Source organism: Pseudofrankia saprophytica, assembly GCF_000235425.2.
Lineage (GTDB): Bacteria > Actinomycetota > Actinomycetes > Frankiales > Frankiaceae > Pseudofrankia > Pseudofrankia saprophytica.
In genome coordinates, this window is sequence record NZ_KI912266.1 from 1,568,506 (window position 1) to 1,583,378 (window position 14,873).

12 protein-coding genes and 1 pseudogene are annotated in these 14,873 nt (G+C 75.7%); 4 read left to right on the forward strand and 9 right to left on the reverse strand.

Annotated elements, in window-relative coordinates; translation table 11 throughout:
• A partial coding sequence (locus tag FRCN3DRAFT_RS51105; RefSeq protein ID WP_157845304.1) for a MinD/ParA family ATP-binding protein occupies positions 1-1,397 on the forward strand: 1,397 nt, incomplete at its 5' end.
• 84 nt (positions 1,398-1,481) lie between these two features.
• Positions 1,482-2,186 (forward strand): RibD family protein, encoded by a 705-nt coding sequence (locus FRCN3DRAFT_RS0206790; protein ID WP_007516627.1) that lies wholly within the window; start codon positions 1,482-1,484, stop codon positions 2,184-2,186.
• Between the two features lie 4 nt (positions 2,187-2,190).
• Here the strand turns inward: FRCN3DRAFT_RS0206790 and FRCN3DRAFT_RS57590 are convergent.
• From FRCN3DRAFT_RS57590 to FRCN3DRAFT_RS0206825, 7 genes and pseudogenes are all read right to left on the reverse strand, one after another.
• Positions 2,191-4,783: pseudogene (locus FRCN3DRAFT_RS57590) on the reverse strand (helicase-associated domain-containing protein).
• 103 nt (positions 4,784-4,886) lie between these two features.
• On the reverse strand, positions 4,887-6,185 hold the full coding sequence (locus FRCN3DRAFT_RS52770) for a hypothetical protein (protein ID WP_007516621.1): 1,299 nt from the start codon (positions 6,183-6,185) through the stop codon (positions 4,887-4,889).
• 192 nt (positions 6,186-6,377) lie between these two features.
• Positions 6,378-6,812: a DUF3180 domain-containing protein gene (locus tag FRCN3DRAFT_RS0206805; protein WP_007516619.1), complete on the reverse strand. Its 435-nt coding sequence runs from the start codon at positions 6,810-6,812 to the stop codon at positions 6,378-6,380.
• 64 nt (positions 6,813-6,876) lie between these two features.
• Positions 6,877-7,452: a 2-amino-4-hydroxy-6-hydroxymethyldihydropteridine diphosphokinase gene (folK, locus tag FRCN3DRAFT_RS0206810; protein ID WP_007516617.1), complete on the reverse strand. Its 576-nt coding sequence runs from the start codon at positions 7,450-7,452 to the stop codon at positions 6,877-6,879.
• Entirely contained in the window at positions 7,449-7,880 is a 432-nt protein-coding gene (gene folB / locus FRCN3DRAFT_RS0206815; protein WP_007516615.1) for a dihydroneopterin aldolase, read from the reverse strand. The genes folK and folB overlap by 4 nt, the downstream gene beginning before the upstream one ends.
• A gap of 107 nt (positions 7,881-7,987) precedes the next feature.
• Positions 7,988-8,881, reverse strand: a complete 894-nt coding sequence (gene folP, locus FRCN3DRAFT_RS0206820; RefSeq protein WP_007516614.1) for a dihydropteroate synthase — start codon at positions 8,879-8,881, stop codon at positions 7,988-7,990.
• A complete protein-coding gene (locus tag FRCN3DRAFT_RS0206825) occupies positions 8,878-9,819 on the reverse strand; it encodes a GNAT family N-acetyltransferase (protein ID WP_035924426.1) in 942 nt (313 codons plus the stop codon). The genes folP and FRCN3DRAFT_RS0206825 overlap by 4 nt, the downstream gene beginning before the upstream one ends.
• A 718-nt stretch (positions 9,820-10,537) precedes the next feature.
• On the opposite strand from FRCN3DRAFT_RS0206825, the gene FRCN3DRAFT_RS51115 reads away from it, so the two are divergent.
• Both FRCN3DRAFT_RS51115 and FRCN3DRAFT_RS0206835 read left to right on the forward strand, forming a co-directional pair.
• Positions 10,538-12,133 carry an NsdA family TPR-like regulatory protein gene (locus FRCN3DRAFT_RS51115; protein ID WP_007516611.1) on the forward strand — a complete coding sequence of 532 codons (1,596 nt, stop codon included), beginning with the start codon at positions 10,538-10,540 and terminating at the stop codon, positions 12,131-12,133.
• Positions 12,134-12,378: 245 nt separating this feature from the next.
• On the forward strand, positions 12,379-13,218 hold the full coding sequence (locus FRCN3DRAFT_RS0206835) for a phosphotransferase family protein (protein WP_007516610.1): 840 nt from the start codon (positions 12,379-12,381) through the stop codon (positions 13,216-13,218).
• A gap of 5 nt (positions 13,219-13,223) precedes the next feature.
• Here the strand turns inward: FRCN3DRAFT_RS0206835 and FRCN3DRAFT_RS0206840 are convergent, their stop codons facing one another.
• Complete coding sequence (locus FRCN3DRAFT_RS0206840) at positions 13,224-14,066, reverse strand: ABC transporter permease (RefSeq protein ID WP_007516609.1); 843 nt, start codon at positions 14,064-14,066, stop codon at positions 13,224-13,226.
• Positions 14,063-14,809, reverse strand: coding sequence for an ABC transporter permease (locus tag FRCN3DRAFT_RS0206845; RefSeq protein ID WP_007516607.1), 747 nt, complete (start codon positions 14,807-14,809; stop codon positions 14,063-14,065). The genes FRCN3DRAFT_RS0206840 and FRCN3DRAFT_RS0206845 overlap by 4 nt, the downstream gene beginning before the upstream one ends.
• Between the last annotated feature and the right edge of the window lie 64 nt (positions 14,810-14,873).

Here is a 14,873-nt window from a genome sequence, read left to right on the forward strand (position 1 = left end):
CGCGACCGCCCGCGATGCCGCCCCCTGGCGTCGAGGGCGGGACGCGCCGGCCACCGTCGGGCCCGCCGCCCGCGGGTCACGAGCCGGCTGGTTATCCGGCGGCAGGCCGACCGGCCGGGCGCCCTCAGCCACCAGGCGCCGGCCGGGTTCAGTCCGGCCAACGCGAGCCGTGGGACCAGTTCGACGCCGCACCGCCGCGCCGCCCCGGCCTGGCGCCGCCGGATGGCCGGGACGGCCGCGACGGCCGTCCGGTCCGGGATGCCCGCGACGCACGGGAAGGCCGGGAGACCAGGGACGACATCGGGGCGCTGTACACGCCGCCCCGACGGCGGAACACGCCGGACGGCTCCGATCAGGCGGGCGGTCTCGCCGATGCCGACCCGTCCGGCCGGACGAACGGCCGGCACGGGACCGGGCACCCGGGGGCGGCGCTCTACAGCGATGCCCTGCTGGGGCCCGCCCAGGAGACGGCGGCCCGAGGCTGGCGCAAGGTCGTCTACCAGATGTCCGGCGGCGCGGTGAACCCCGGGCCGTCGCCCGACGAGGCCCGGCACAACCGGCTGCTCGGACACATCCGGACGCAGCTGGTCGACTGTCACCGGATCGCCGTGATGTCCCTGAAGGGCGGCGTCGGCAAGACGACGACCACGATCGGGCTGGGCTCCACGCTCGCCGACCTGCGCGACGACCGGGTCGTGGCGATCGATGCCAACCCGGACCGCGGCACCCTGGGGACGAAGGTGCAGCGGCCCTCGCCGTACACCGTCCGCGACCTGTTGGAGCGCGCTCCCGGGTTGTTCCGCTACGTCGACGTCCGCCAGTACATGGCCCGGTCGGACTCTCGGCTCGACGTGCTGGCGTCGGCGGACGACCCGGAGATCTCGGAGGCGTTCGCGGACTCCGACTACCGGGCCGTCGACGAGCTGCTGCAGCGCTACTACTCGATCCTGCTGACCGACTGCGGCACCGGCATGCTTCACAGCGCCATGGGCGGCGTACTGGCGCTCGCCGACACGCTGGTGATCGTGACGAGCTCCAGCGCCGACGGCGGGACGTCCGCCAGCGCCACCCTGGACTGGCTGGACGCTCATGGCTACGCGGACCGGGTCCGCGACGCGGTGGCGGTGATCTCGATGTTCCCGCAGAACGGCGATGGTGTGGACGTCGACTCGCTGGAGCAGCACTTCGCCGCGCGCACCCGCCGGGTGGTGCGGGTGCCGTGGGACCCGCACCTGGCCACCGGTGGGCGGATCGACCTGCACGAGCTCAAGCGGGAGACGCGCCGCGCCTACCAGGAGCTCGCCGCCGCCGTCGCCGAGCGCTTCGCCCCGCCGGACCTCGACGACGCCGGCTACCCCATCTCCCAGTCCCGGTACGACGACCGCCTGTTCTCCTGACCCGTCAGCCGTCAGCCGTCAGCCGTCAGCCCATCGGCGCGTTCGGTCGGTCGACGGGGCCTGCCGGCCGCGTAGCGTGCGGACATGGGGAACGCGCGGCCGGCTGGCCAGCCGTATGTGCTGTTGAGCTGCGCCGCGTCGATCGACGGGTACATCGACGACGCGAGCGAGCACCGGCTGCGGCTGTCCAACGAGGCCGACTTCGACCGGGTGGACGAGGTGCGGGCCGGGTGTGACGCGATCCTGGTCGGCGCGGGCACCATCCGGGCGGACAACCCGAGGTTGCTCGTCCGCTCCCAGGCTCGCCGTGACACCCGGGTCCGGCGTGGCCAGCCCGCGAACCCACTCAAGGCGACCCTCACCGGCCGCGGCGACCTGGACGCCGAGGCCCTTTTCTTCACGACCGGCGACGCCCCCAAGGTCGTCTACGCGGCGACGTCCGCGCTGGAGAAGACGCGGGACCGCGTCGGCACCGTCGCCGAGACCGTCGACGTCGGCGAGCCGGCCGACCTGGGCAGGATGCTCGCCGATCTGGCGTCCAGGGGCGTCGGACGGCTGATGGTGGAGGGCGGCGGCGCCATCCACAGCCAGTTCCTGGCGGCCGGCCTCGCCGACGAGCTGCAGCTCGCGATCGCGCCGTTCTTCGTCGGCGACCCGCGTGCCCCGCGCTTCGTTCACGACGGCGCCTACCCCTGGAACTCGGCCAACCCGACCCGCCTCGCCGAGGTCGTCAGGATCGACGACGTCGTCCTGCTGCGGTACGCCCTGTCGGACCGCTACCCCGGCTAGCCGACTAGCCCATGGCGTCGGGGAGGGCGAAGGGATCGGGTACGTCGGCGACGGCGGTGACGCGATGCAGGACGAAGCGGCGAGGGGCGCCGTTGTTCTCGTCCCAGGCGGTCAGCCAGCCACCGTCGAGCGCCGTCGGCCGCACGATCCGGTCGCTCGCCGTGCCCTGCTGGTCGACGTAGCCGAGCACCACCCGGCGCCGGTCGCGGACCGCGGCCTGGAGCCTGACGAGGATCATCGGCGCGGTCCGGACCAGGCCGTCCACCTCGCCGCCCCCGGCCCCCCGCGCGCCGGCGCCGCCCGTGCCGACCTGCCGCAGCGCCCGCGCTGTCTCGTCGCCGCGGCGCACGAGCCGCACGGCGTCGCGCAGCTGGCCGCGGCGCACCGCGGCCGGATCGGCCGAGGCGGACCGGGCCCTGGCCGGCGTCCGGTGCGCCTCCGGCCGGCTGACCACGACCCGGCCGTCCGGACCCTCGGCCGCCGGGGCGAAGCCGGCGGCGCGCAACCCGTCCAGCAGGTCGGAGACCTGCATCCGGGAGATCACGACGGTGGGGGCGATCCGGCGCAGCCCGAGCGCCTGGGTGCGTCGGGACGCCAGCACCTCGGAGAGCAGCACCGGGTCGTCGCAACGCAGGTAGGACTCGGCCGGGCCGGAACGCAGCCGGCCGTGCCGGCGCGCGGTGTCGTCGACCAGGTAGGCGAGCGCCTGCGGCACGCCGCTGCGGCTGAGCCGGGTGAGCAGGTCGTGGATCTCGGCCGGTGAGCGGCCGGCGTCGAACGCGCGGCGCAGCGACGCCTCCGAGAACCGGTAGACGGTCGCCGCGCCGGCCGACTCGATGTCGGCCAGCTGGGCCAGCTCCGCCGCGACCTGGGGCACCAGCGGGCCGGGCGCGACGGCGGTCAGGTCGGCCTGGAGCAGCAGCTCCTCGATCGGTTCGGGCAGCAGCGGCGCCAGCGCGTCCGCGAGGGTGTCGACGAGCGACCCCGACGGGCCCGCGCCGCCCGACGCGACCGAGCCGGCCGCGCCGCCGCCCGGTGCCGGCGGTCCCGCGGGAGTGAGCAGCTCGGCCAGCAGGCGGCCGGTCGTGGCCGGCACGCCGCGGCCGGTCAGGCCGAGCAGCTCCGCCTCCCGGATCGTCGCGTCGACCATTCGGTCCAGCAGCTGGCCGCCGCGCCGCGGCGCGCGCCACGCCAGCAAGGCGCGCACCGGACTCGGGGGCCGGCGCCACGCCGGCCGGCGCGGCCGCCAGCGCCACCAGCACCTCCAGGCGGGTCGTGACGGCGGCGCCCCGGCGCACGTCGACCGACAGCGCCGAGATCTGCCGGCCGCGTTCGTCCCGTTCCCCCACCAGCGAGGCGACCGCCGCCGACCTGACCCAGCCGTCGACCAGCGCCGCCCACCGGTGCGCCGGCAGGTCGACGCTCCACCGGTCGAAGGCGGTCGTCGGCATGATCCGCACGTCGACGCCGGCGGTGGCGTCGACCAGCCCGGCGGCCGACGCGAGCTCGACGACGAAGGCGGCGTCCGGCTCGGACACATCCAGCAGCCTGGCGACGGCTCGCAGGTCGCGCACGCTGAGCCCGCCAGTGCGCAGCGGGACGACCGGCGCGGTTCCCCACGCGTCCAGCAGGGTCGCGATGTGGCGGACCAACGTGTCGGCGGCCAGCGCCGCCGCCGGGTCGACGGAGGCCGGGTCGACGGCGCGCCCGGTCAGGGTGGGCGGACGTGGGTGCAACGTCCCAGTGGGCGGGTCGCCGCGCAGGGCCAGCCCCACCTCGCGGGGCATCTCCACCTCTTCGGCGTCGACACCCACGAGCAGGCCACGGGCGAGCAGCTCCTCGACGGGGGTGCGCGCGGCGGAGACCGTGAGCAGGCGCCCCGCGTCGGCGGTGGCGCCGCGCGCCGGCCCGTCCGCCAGCCGGTCCAGGATCCGGACGGCGGCCGGCGAGCATTCGGCGGCGAGCTGGCGCACCAGGTCGGCATCGGCGAGCCGGGTGCTGATCGCGGCGACGAGCGGCTCACGGGACTCCGACGACCGGCCCGCGCCGCCGTCCCGGCCGTTGCCCGCGCGGGCCGACGCCGGGGACACGCCGAGGGCGGTGGCGAGCCGGGCGAGCTGCGGGGGGCGATAGGCGGCGAGGCAGTCGCGCGCGGATCGGCCGAGCCCCAGGGGCCGGTCACCAAGCACGTCGCCCGCCGTGGCGACCAGGCGCAGCGCGTCCGCGGGGCCCCAGAGCAGGGCGCGGGCACGAAGCGCCGCGACCGACGGCCCGACGTCGAGGCCGCCGCACTGCTCGGCCAGCCGCTGGACCGAGACCGGAGCGGGCAGCAGCGTGAGGACGGCACCGACCTCCAGGGTGAACGCGTCCAGGGCGTCGAGCGCGCGCAGCACGCTGACCCGGATCTCCAGCCGCGCGGCGAGGATGTCGAAGTCGGGTGGCGGCGGCGTGGCCAGGTCGGGCCGCAGCTCGAACAGCCTGGTCAGCTCGTCGTCGGAGCGAGCGCGCAGCCACGCCGCGAGCGTGGCCGGCTCCTCGTTGCCCTGGCTGTCGCCCTGGCTGACCCCCGATGACACCCTCCGACGGTAGCCCAGCATCTCCGTCGGCCCGTCGGCGCGCGGCGGCGTCGGGCTCATGGGCCGCGCTCGCCGGAACCCCTCGCCGGCCTTCCTCGGCCGTCGCGGGGGTCGCGGGTGCGGGTCAAAATCCCGCCTCGACGATGAAACCGAAGTGGTGGTCCCTGGCCCAGTCGGAGATCCGGTTCTGCAGGCTCGCGTCGCCCGGCAGCGCGAGCTCGCGGCCCAGGGACACGCCGACGGACGCGACGCCGACCATCACCAGCGTCTTCACGGTCCTGGCGATCGGCCGATGCTCGGGCGGTGGGCGTCGGGGCCGGCGGGTCGGCGTGTCCCCCGTGCCGGGCTGCCAACCGGTGGCCTCGTCCGCGCCGGACGACGACGGGTTCGACGCCGCGCGCCTGGGGCGGGCCGCGCCCTCGGGAGCGAGGTCGCCGCGGATCGACAGGTTGAGGTTGGTGGCGCTGACCTCGTCCAGCCCGGTGTCCGGGCTGGACCCGCCGCCGCCTCGGGCGGCTCGCCCACCGCGGTCGGCCCTGCCGTGGCGGCCCGAGCCTCTGGTTCCGCCCGCCGCTCCGGCCCGTCCCGCCCTGCCGGAATCGCCCGTCCCGCTGGCCCGCGCGGTCCCGTCCGACCCGGCTCGGCCGGTCCGTTCGGGACGACCAGCGCCGCCCGCGCGGCCGGCGCGGTCCGCCCCGCCGCCCCGGTCGGCGGGGGTGGCTCCGGTGCGGCTGGCCGCGCTGGTTCGTCCGGTCCCGCCGGTCCCGCCGGTCCGGCCGGACCCGCCGGTCCGGCCGGACCCGCCGGCCCGGCCGGAGTCATCCCGGGTGGACCCGTCCGTTGGGCCGGAGCGGCCGGACCGGTCGCGGCGAGCTTCCCGGTTGGACTGGCGCCGGTGGTCGGACCGGTCCGTGCCTTCGGCGGTGACCCGGATCTCATCGTGCTGGGGCTGGTAGACGCGCCCGCCGCCGGGAAGTGAGATCCGGTTGATGAGCTCGGTGTGGTCCTGCTGGTCCTGGTGGTCGACGGGCGTGGGCCGGGCGTGGCGGGCCGCCCGGCCGTTCCGGGACGGCGCGTAGAGCGGCCGGTCGAACCCGCCGGTGGCTCCGTCGCCGGGCGGGTTGCGGTCGGCGGTGCGACGCTGGCCGTCCGCGGCATCCGGCGCCGCGGGTGAGGACCGCGAACGCGGCGGCTCCTCCCACGGTTCCTCGGGTCGACCGTCGGCATGGTGGCCGACGTCCGGCGGCCCGTGGCCGTTCGGCGGCGCGTGACCATTCGGCTGCGCGTGACCGTTCGGCTGTGGGTGGCCGGCGGCCCAGCCGTCGTAGGCCCAGCCGCCGTCGGACCAGCTCTCGTCGGACCAGCCGTCGCCCGACCAGTCGTCCGAGCGGTCGCCCCGAGCTCCCTCGACCTTGATGACCACGGCGGGAACCTCCCCCGTCCACGCGCACCGCCTGCCCGGGTGACGGCGGCTACCTGAAGCGGCGACCTGGCAGCGGTGGCACGTACGCGCGCGCGGGCCTCGACGGCACGCGGCGAGCAGGGCCGTGTCAGTCACGGTCAGTGCTTAGCGTAAGAGGCCGAGTTCTGGCCCGGACGGGGGGGTGCGCGGTGACTAGCGGCGGACCCGGCAGACGCGTTCGAGGAGGAGGGCCGCGGCGATCAGGCTGACCGCGGAGCCAAGACCCAGGCCGGCGGTGACCAGGTCCGCGCCGGCGGTACCGAACTCGTCGGTCCTGGACGCGGTGTAGCCGAGGAGCGCCGCCCATCCGCCGGCCATGACCGCGGCGGTGAGGGAGCTGGCCTTGGCGAGGGCGGCGAGCCGGGCCACGGTGATCGGCATGATGGGCTTGGTCCCGGGCCGGCCGGCGAGCCTGCGGCGGGTGATGCTCGCGGTCTGCACCTCCAGCAGGGCGACGACGAACACCGACAGCGGTCCGGTGCGTGGCAGCTGCGGCAGCGACCGGTAGGTCCAGACCAGCAGCAGGTAGACCAGCACGCCGGCGACCACGGCGGCGCCGGCGAGGTCGCGTGCCCGCGTCGGCCTCATCCGCGCCGTCCCCGAAGGTGCGCCGCGCCGCCGCGGCGGCCGGCGCGGAAACCATGCGCGCGCCTCATCCGAGCGTGAGGCCCTCGCCGAGATCCACGGCCGTGCGGCGCAGGCCCGCGGTCTCTCCGGCCGCGACGAGACCCGTGACCAGGTCGGCGACCAGGCCGTGGCCGGGGATCGCCGCGTCGGGGGCGACGTCCAGCCAGGGCACGCAGACGAACGCGCGCAGGTGGGCCCGCGGATGCGGCACGAGGATCTCCGGGTCGTCGCTGACCATCGGACCGCAGGCGATCACGTCGACGTCCAGGGTGCGCGGCCCCCAGCGCACGGACCTGACTCGCTCGGCCGCCTGCTCGGCCTCCCGCGCCGCCTCGAGCAGTTCCCGCGCGGACGCCGGCCTGGTGAGCAGCACCGCGTTGAGGTAGTCGTCCTGCGGTGGCCCGCCGACCGGCACGGTCTCGTAGACCGGTGAGACGGCAAGTGCGCCGAGCCGTTTGTCCAGCAGGGCGACCGCGGCACGCAGCGTCGCCTCCCGGTCGCCCAGGTTCGAGCCGAGCGCCAGGACCGCCGGGACCGCGGGGCCGCTGGCCGCGGGTGCGTCGGGCTCTCCGTCCGTCCGGCCCGGCCCGGTGCCGGTCACGCGCGGTCCCGGACGATGGTGACGGCGACGTCGCCGAACGGGATGGGGATGGGCGCCGCCGGCTTGTGGACGGTCACCTCGGCGCGCGCGACCCGAGGGTCGGCGAGGCAGACGTCGGCGAGCCGGGCGGCGAGGGTCTCGAGCAGGTCGACGGGCTCACCGGCGACGACGCGGGCCAGCGCCTCGGCCAGCTCGCCGTAGTGCACGGTGAGCGTCACGTCGTCGGCGGCCGCGGCGGGCGCCGTGTCGAGCCAGAGCGTCACGTCGACGACGAACTCCTGCCCGAGCTCGCGCTCGGCCGCGAGGACGCCGTGCCGGCCCCGTACCCGCAACCCGGTCAGCGCGATCCGGTCGGCGGGCAGCGCCCGCGCGAGCCGTTGCCCGTCAGCCCGTTCCGGGCCCGCCTGATCCACCCGCGCCGTCACCACCGTCGCACCACCATCCCGCCTTCTTCCCCATGCCTACCACGCTTCCGTCCCCGCCGACCGGCTAGGCAGGCCCGGCAGCGGGCCCCGGTACGGCCGGCGCCCAGTGGTCATGCGCCGGGCGAACCGGCGCGCTCCGCCGCCCGCCAGGCGCCGACGACCCGGACCGCGTCCACCGCCGGCCGGACGCTGTGCACCCGCACGCCCCACACGCCCTGGTAGGCCAGCAGCGCGGTGGTCGCCTGGGTGGCGTCCTCGCGTTGCTCCACCGGGCGCGCCGCGCCGTCGGGCGTCGCGAGCACGGCACCGAGAAAGGACTTGCGCGACGTGCCGACCAGCAGCGGCCGGCCCAGCGCCGTGACCGCGTCGAGGTGGGCCAGCAACGCCCAGTTGTGCTCGAATCGCTTGGCGAACCCGATGCCCGGGTCGATGATCACCCGTTCCCGGCGTACGCCCGCGTCGAGCACGGTCGCGAGGCGTTCGGCCAGCTCGGCGGCCACGTCGGCGACCACGTCGCCGTAGTGCGCCCGCTTGGCCATGTCGACGCTCGCCCCTCGGGCGTGCATGAGCACGTAGTACGCCTCGCGTTCGGCGACGAGCGCGAGCAGGTCGGGCTCGGCGGCGGCGGACACGTCGTTGACGAGCACCGCGCCGGCGGCCAGCGCCGCCTCGGCGACGGCCGCCCTGGTGGTGTCGACGCTCACCGCGGCGCCGGCGGCGGCCAGCGCGGCGATCACCGGCAGCACCCGGCGGCACTCCTCGGCGGTGTCGACGCGGGCCGCGCCCGGGCGGGTCGACTCCCCGCCCACGTCGACCAGGTCGGCGCCGTCCGCGACCATCCGCAGCCCGGCGCGCACCGCCTCGGTCGGGTCGGCGTAGGTGCCGCCGTCGGAGAACGAGTCGGGCGTGACGTTCACGACGCCCATCACCCGGGTCGGCCCCGGTGCGAGCAGTCGTGCCATCGGGTCCTCGGTGGTGGTCGCGTCGCGCTTCGCGCCGGTCACGTGGACGTCGCCTGCGCGGGCGTCGCCGGCGCGGCCGGGCGCCGACGGTAGGTGTAGCGGTAGACCGGGAGGAAGCCGAGGGCGGCGTAGAGCCGGCGCGCCGCGACGCTGTGCTCCTCCACCTGCAGGTAGGCGCGCCGCGCGCCGAGCCCCGCCGACCACCGCGCGAGCGCCGCGAGCACCGCGGTGGCCGCGCCCCGGCCGCGCGCGGCCGGCAGCGTCGCCATGCTGTAGACGCCGAGCCACTCTCCGTCGAGGACGCCTCGGCCCACCCCGACCGGTCTGCCGTCGAGCGTCGCCGTGACGTAGACGACGGGCAGCGCGACCTTGGACAGGATCGCGACGCTGGCGGACCGGTAAGGGCCGAACATCGACATCCCGCCCGCGGCGCCGACGTCCAGCCAGGTCTGGTCTGGCGCGTCATCCTGCCGGGTCCGGACTGCCGTGCCCTGGGTGATGCCCGCGGCGCTCGTGACGAGGGCGGCCAGGTCCGCGACGCACACGTCGGTCGGGCCGCTGTCGCCGTCGTAGCCGGCCGCGTCCAGCGCGAGGCCGAGTCCGACGGGGCGCGACACGGGCGTGAGCTGGAAGGTCGACGGGCGGCCGGCGCGCGCGTAGAACCGCTCGGCCTCGCCGATGGCCATCGCGACGTCGGCGACCTCGCCGCACGTCCAGACCGAGTTGCCGCGGCGGGTGGCGCCGGCGGAGTCCCGCAGCACCCAGCCGTCGAGCGGCTGCGCACGCAGCGCCGGCCAGCCGCGGAAGGCCAGCGCCTCCAACTGGGCGGCCAGCGCCGCCCGGTCCGCGAACCCGGTGGCGCGGGCGAGCGCCGGCTCGGCCGCCGGCTCCGCGAGATCCGCGAACTGGCGGGGCGCGATCAGTGGGTCCGCGGCTCGAGGCTCCTGGCCGGAGCTCACCGCGCCCCCACGAGCAGACATGCTCCCGAGGCTACCGAGACCATTCGGTCAGACGGCGCTCGTCAGCCGCCAGGCGGCCGCCGCAGACGTGATGCCGGCCACCCAGCTCAGCTGGCGGCCGGGGCAGGCCGGCGGCGACCCGTTCGGCGATCAGTTCACTGAGGTAGCCGGCGCGGGCGACAGCGGCGGGAGTGGGCGGCCGAGATGCCCGCCGCCCGCTCGGCGCACCCAAACGGCTAGGGCCGCCCTACAACCACCGCTGAGAGACCGATCCAATGACTTTCGGTAATCAGGGATCGGTGAGGGACGTCAACGGGTCGCTAACGGGATCCCCTTGAGCACAAGGGGCGTTGTGTGGTCCCAAGTCGGGACCATACCGGACAAGTCTGGCGTCGACAGGTCGGAAGGCTGGCTGCGGGGCGCCCGTACGATCTCCGCGAAGAGGGTGCTGCGACGGCGACCCCCGAGAGTGTCCCTGACTGTCCGTAGGCAAGGGCGCGCGTCGGTAGGGCGATGAGGCCCGCGCCGCTCGACCCGGCCTGGATGCCACCGCGGGGCGGTCGGGCTGATCGGGCCACGCCGGGAGTGGTCCGACCGTGGGCCCTCTCGGGAACAAGGGTGCGCGACGGAAAGAGAGATCTAGTCTTTCCGCCAGGGTCGAAGGTCCCAAAATTAGCCCAATCTTAGTCCATGCGTCCGGTCTGACCGGCGATTCGGCCATTCACAGGAGGGACACCCGATGCCGCAAGCCACGGGTGGACTGCCCCAGGACCCGGGGAACGACGACGCCGACGCGGCCACGCCGCCGGCGCCGGGTGACACCGGTGCCGGCGGCGACGTACGCGACGGGCACGACGATCGCGCCGGGTACGACGGGTACGGCACGCGCGACCGGCACGACGGTGCCATCGTGCCCGCTGCGGCCGCCGGATCCGGCCTCGGCGGCGCGGACCGCCGTCCCGCGCCAGCGGGTCCCGTCGGGCAGAGCCTCATCCCGGTCGCCCGGCGGTCGCCCGACGACCATCCGCAGGACTACCCAGGCCTGATAGGTGGCCCGCGATCCCAGCCGGCCGAGAGCGCGCCGTGGCCGGCGCCGTCGGCCAGCACCGCGGCCGACGCCCACCCGGAGACGGTGCGGGAGGAGACCACACCTCGGACCACGCCGGGCGCCGTCGCGACGCCCCGTGACGAGGACGATGCGGACAAGGGAGCCTCCGACCGCCGTCAGTTCCATCGGTTGGCCGCCGGCGCGGTCATGGGCGCCTTGCTTCTCGAAGGCCAGATCCTGGAGGTGTCCGGCATGCTTGCCGCCAGCCCCGTCCAACTGGCGCTCGAACGGGCCGAGCACCTGCTAGGCCAGGCTCTTGGCGCGCATGAGGTGATCCCGCCGACCCACGTCCTCGCTCAGACCGCGCGGCTGCACCGCGGCCTGGAGCGGCTGGCCCGGCGCCGGATGGCCGACGGCCAGTGGAAGCGGCTGCGGGTGCTGGCGGGCCGGGTCGCGGTGCTGCGCGCGGACGCCGCCTTCAAGCAGGGCAACGTCACCGCTGCCCGAGTGCTCACCACCCAGGGATACGCCGCCGGGCTCGCCGCCGGAGACGGGCAGCTGTGCGGTTCGGCCCGCGAGGTCGGTGCGGTCGCCGAGTTCTACGACGGCCGGCCGGACGAGGCCCTGCGGCTGGCGAGGGATGGGCAGCGCCACGTCGCCGGCGGGCCCGTGCGAGCCCGGCTGGTCTGCCAGGAGGCGAGGGCGCTCGCGGGCCTCGGTGACGTCCAGGGCGCCGCCCGCGCGCTGGACCACGCCTACGACCTCGCCGACGAGATCCCGCCGGACCGGTGGGGACGGCCCGGCCCGAGCTTCGACGAGTTCAACCCGGTGGAGGTCGCGTACAACGCCACGACGGCGCTGTGCCTGCTCGGGCGGCCGCGAGCCGCCGAGGAGCACGCCGAGCTGGCGATGCCGAAGCTGGACGGGATGGACGCCCCGGGCTTCCGCTCGGTGATCCGCCTCGACCTGTCGCTCGCGCTGGCCAGGGCGGGGCGCCTCGAGCTCGAGCGGGCGTGCTCGCTGGCGAGCGAGGCGATCCAGATCTCCTGGGGCCGCACCGTCGCCTCGGTGTCCGGCCGCGCCGACCAGGTGCTGGCGGCGACCCGCGCGCACAGCGAGGTGCCGGAGGTGCGGGACCTGGCGGCCCTGGTCCGCGAGTGGCAGCGCTCGGCGTCCGAGCAGGGGCCGCGCGACGGCCTGCCAGGCGTGGCCACGGCGGCCGCCCTGGCCTCGGTGGCCGATGGGCCAGGCACACCAGGCCGGACACTCCCGGACGTGAACGGCTGACGGGCGGGTCACGGGGGGGAACGCGGGACGGTGGACCGGGACCGGGCGACGAGCGAGGCGACCAGCCCGCTCCCGATCGGGAACCGGACTTACCGGGGACAGGCTTACCGGCGCCAGAGTTACCAAGGACAGATTCACCAGGGACGGCGTCACCAGAGACAGAGCTACCAAGGACAGAGTCACCGGGCGCCGGCGGGCGGTTCACCGCCGAGGCCTCCCACCAGGCTCTTCTCGCGATCTGCGCCATGACCGGCCTGGACGCGACCGGCGCGGTCGCGCTCAAACTCACCGTCAACTCCGTCTACCGGTTGCCGCGGGCCGGCGCCGTGGTGCGCATCGCCACCTCGGCCGCGATGACCCATCGGATACCGAAGGTGATCCAGGTCGCCCGGTGGTTGGAGGACGAGGGCGTGCCCGCGGTCCGGCTGCTGCCGGGCGTGCCCGCGCCGGTGGCCGCGGCCGGTGCGCTGGCGACGGCCTGGGTCGACGCGGGACCGGGCACCCCGCCAGCGCCCACGGCCGGCGAACTCGGCGGCGCGCTTCGCCGCCTGCACGCCCTGGCGCCGCCGATGCCGGCGCTGCCGCGCTGGGACCCGTTCGACGACGTCCGGCGGCGGATGTCCGACGCGGAGGCGCTGCCGGCCGCCGACCGGGAGTTCCTCGACGAGCTGGCCGGCAGGGTCGCGGCCGGCCTGCGAACCGTGCGCTACCAGCTGCCGACCACGGTGATCCACGGTGACGCCCATCTCGGCAACCTCGTCAGGCGGCCGGATGGGCAGGTGGTGCTCTGTGACTTCGACTCGGTGAGCATCGGCCCGGCCGAGTGGGACCTCGTCCCGGTGGCCGTCGGTACGGCGCGGTTCGGCTACCCGTCCAGCTGGCACGCCCAGCTCGCCGCCGCCTACGGCGCCGACGTCACCCGGTGGGACGGCTGGCCGGTGCTGCGGGCCGTCCGCGAGCTGAAACTGGTCACCAGCGTGCTGCCGATCCTCGCCAGCAACCCGACCGCCGCGGCGCAGTTCCGCGTCCGCCTCAACAGCCTGCGTACCGGCGACGAGACCGTTCGCTGGCGTCCTTACAGCTGATCCGCTTACAGCTGATCCGAGTGCTCCACCTGATCCGACCGCCCCGCCGCCCGTCCCGCCGGTCTCGCCGATCCCGCCGGCCCGACGGCGGGGCTGGCGGGGCCGGCGGCCAAGCTCATGACCGGACCGGTGGGGGAGCCGGACGACCGGACGCGTCCGCGTCCGCGCTGGCCGGCTCCTCGGCGGGTGGTGGCCCCGGTTGGGCTGATCAGCCGGGTGAGACCGAGCAGCAGTCCGTCGACGGCGAGGGCGAGCACGGCGACGAGGACGGCGCCTCCAAGCACCTTCGGCTGGTCATGCTGGGCGAGGCCGTCGACGACGAACCGGCCCAGCCCGCCGCCGCCGATGAGCGCGGCGATCGTCGCCGTCGCCACCACCTGCACCGCCGCCAGCCGGACACCCAGCATGATCAGGGGCAGTGCGAGCGGCAGCTCGACGCGGGTGAGTACCTGCCAGCCGGACATGCCCATGCCGCGGGCGGCCTCCCGCGCGCCGGCGTCCACCTCGCGCACGCCGACGTAGCTGTTCGCCACCAGCGGGGCGATGGCGAACAGGACCAGTGCGACGATCGTCGTCCGGTCGCCGATGCCGAGCGGGCCGATGGCCAGCAGTACCAGCACGGCGAACGTCGGCACGGCGCGCAGCGCGCCCGAGATGTTGACCGCGAGCGCCCCGCCCCGCCCACGGTGGCCCAGCCAGATCCCGGCGGGCAACGCGAGGGCCGCGGCGATCCCGACGGACGCCCCGGTGAGTGTCAGGTGCTCGCCGAGGCGCGCCGGGATCCCGCCGCCGCCGGACCAGTTCGCGCCGTCGGTCAGCCAGCGGGTGGCGTCGGCGACCGTGCTCACGAAGCCACCTCGGCTGAGGCCGCGGCGGTCCTGGGGCTGGCGGCCGGACCGGCCGGCCGACGGGGCCTGCGCCTGCGCCACCGCCACGGGGTGACGAGTCGTTCCAGGCCGGCGAGCAGCAGGTCCGTGATCACGGCGAGTGCCAGGCACAGCACCGAGGCGGTGAACACCTCGGCCTTGAACGTGCTGCCCAGCCCGTCGTAGATCAGGTTGCCGAGGCCGCCGTGGCCGATCGTCGCGCCGACCGTCACCAGCGCGATGGTCGAGACGGTCGCGACCCGCAGCGCGGTGACGATCGCCGGCAGCGCCAACGGCAGCTCGACCGTGAGCAGCATCCGGATCGGGCCGTAGCCCATTCCGCGCGCGGATTCCAGGACGTCCGGTGGCACACCGTCAAGTCCCGCGATGAAGCCGCGAAAGAGGATGACGAGCGTGTAGACCACCAGGCCGGTGCGTACCGTCGTCGTGGACAGCCCGGACAGCGGCAGCAACAGCGCGAAGAAGGCCAGCGAGGGGATCGTGTACAGGATGCTGGTGGCACCGCCGATCAGGCCGACCGCGGGCCGCCAGCGGCGCGCGACGAGCACGAGCGGTATCGCCACCGCCACGCCGAGCGCGACCGAGGTGACCGTGAGGTCGATGTGCTCGCGCAGCGCCGCGAGGATCTCGTCGGACCGGGTGCTCAGATACCGGCCGCAGATCCACTCGTTGCGCGTGAGGCAGCTCCCACCCGCCGAGGCCATACCCGCACGCTATCCGACCGACGAGGTGCCAATACCCACTATCCTGCCCGGAATGAGCGGAACG

Coding starts and splice junctions, on each gene's coding strand:
- FRCN3DRAFT_RS0206835 (WP_007516610.1), top strand. CDS start 12,379: ATGACCGGCCTGGACGCGACCGGCGCGGTCGCGCTCAAACTCACCGTC.
- FRCN3DRAFT_RS51115 (WP_007516611.1), top strand. CDS start 10,538: ATGCCGCAAGCCACGGGTGGACTGCCCCAGGACCCGGGGAACGACGAC.
- FRCN3DRAFT_RS0206805 (WP_007516619.1), bottom strand. CDS start 6,812: ATGAGGCCGACGCGGGCACGCGACCTCGCCGGCGCCGCCGTGGTCGCC.
- FRCN3DRAFT_RS0206790 (WP_007516627.1), top strand. CDS start 1,482: ATGGGGAACGCGCGGCCGGCTGGCCAGCCGTATGTGCTGTTGAGCTGC.
- FRCN3DRAFT_RS0206845 (WP_007516607.1), bottom strand. CDS start 14,809: ATGGCCTCGGCGGGTGGGAGCTGCCTCACGCGCAACGAGTGGATCTGC.
- FRCN3DRAFT_RS0206825 (WP_035924426.1), bottom strand. CDS start 9,819: ATGTCTGCTCGTGGGGGCGCGGTGAGCTCCGGCCAGGAGCCTCGAGCC.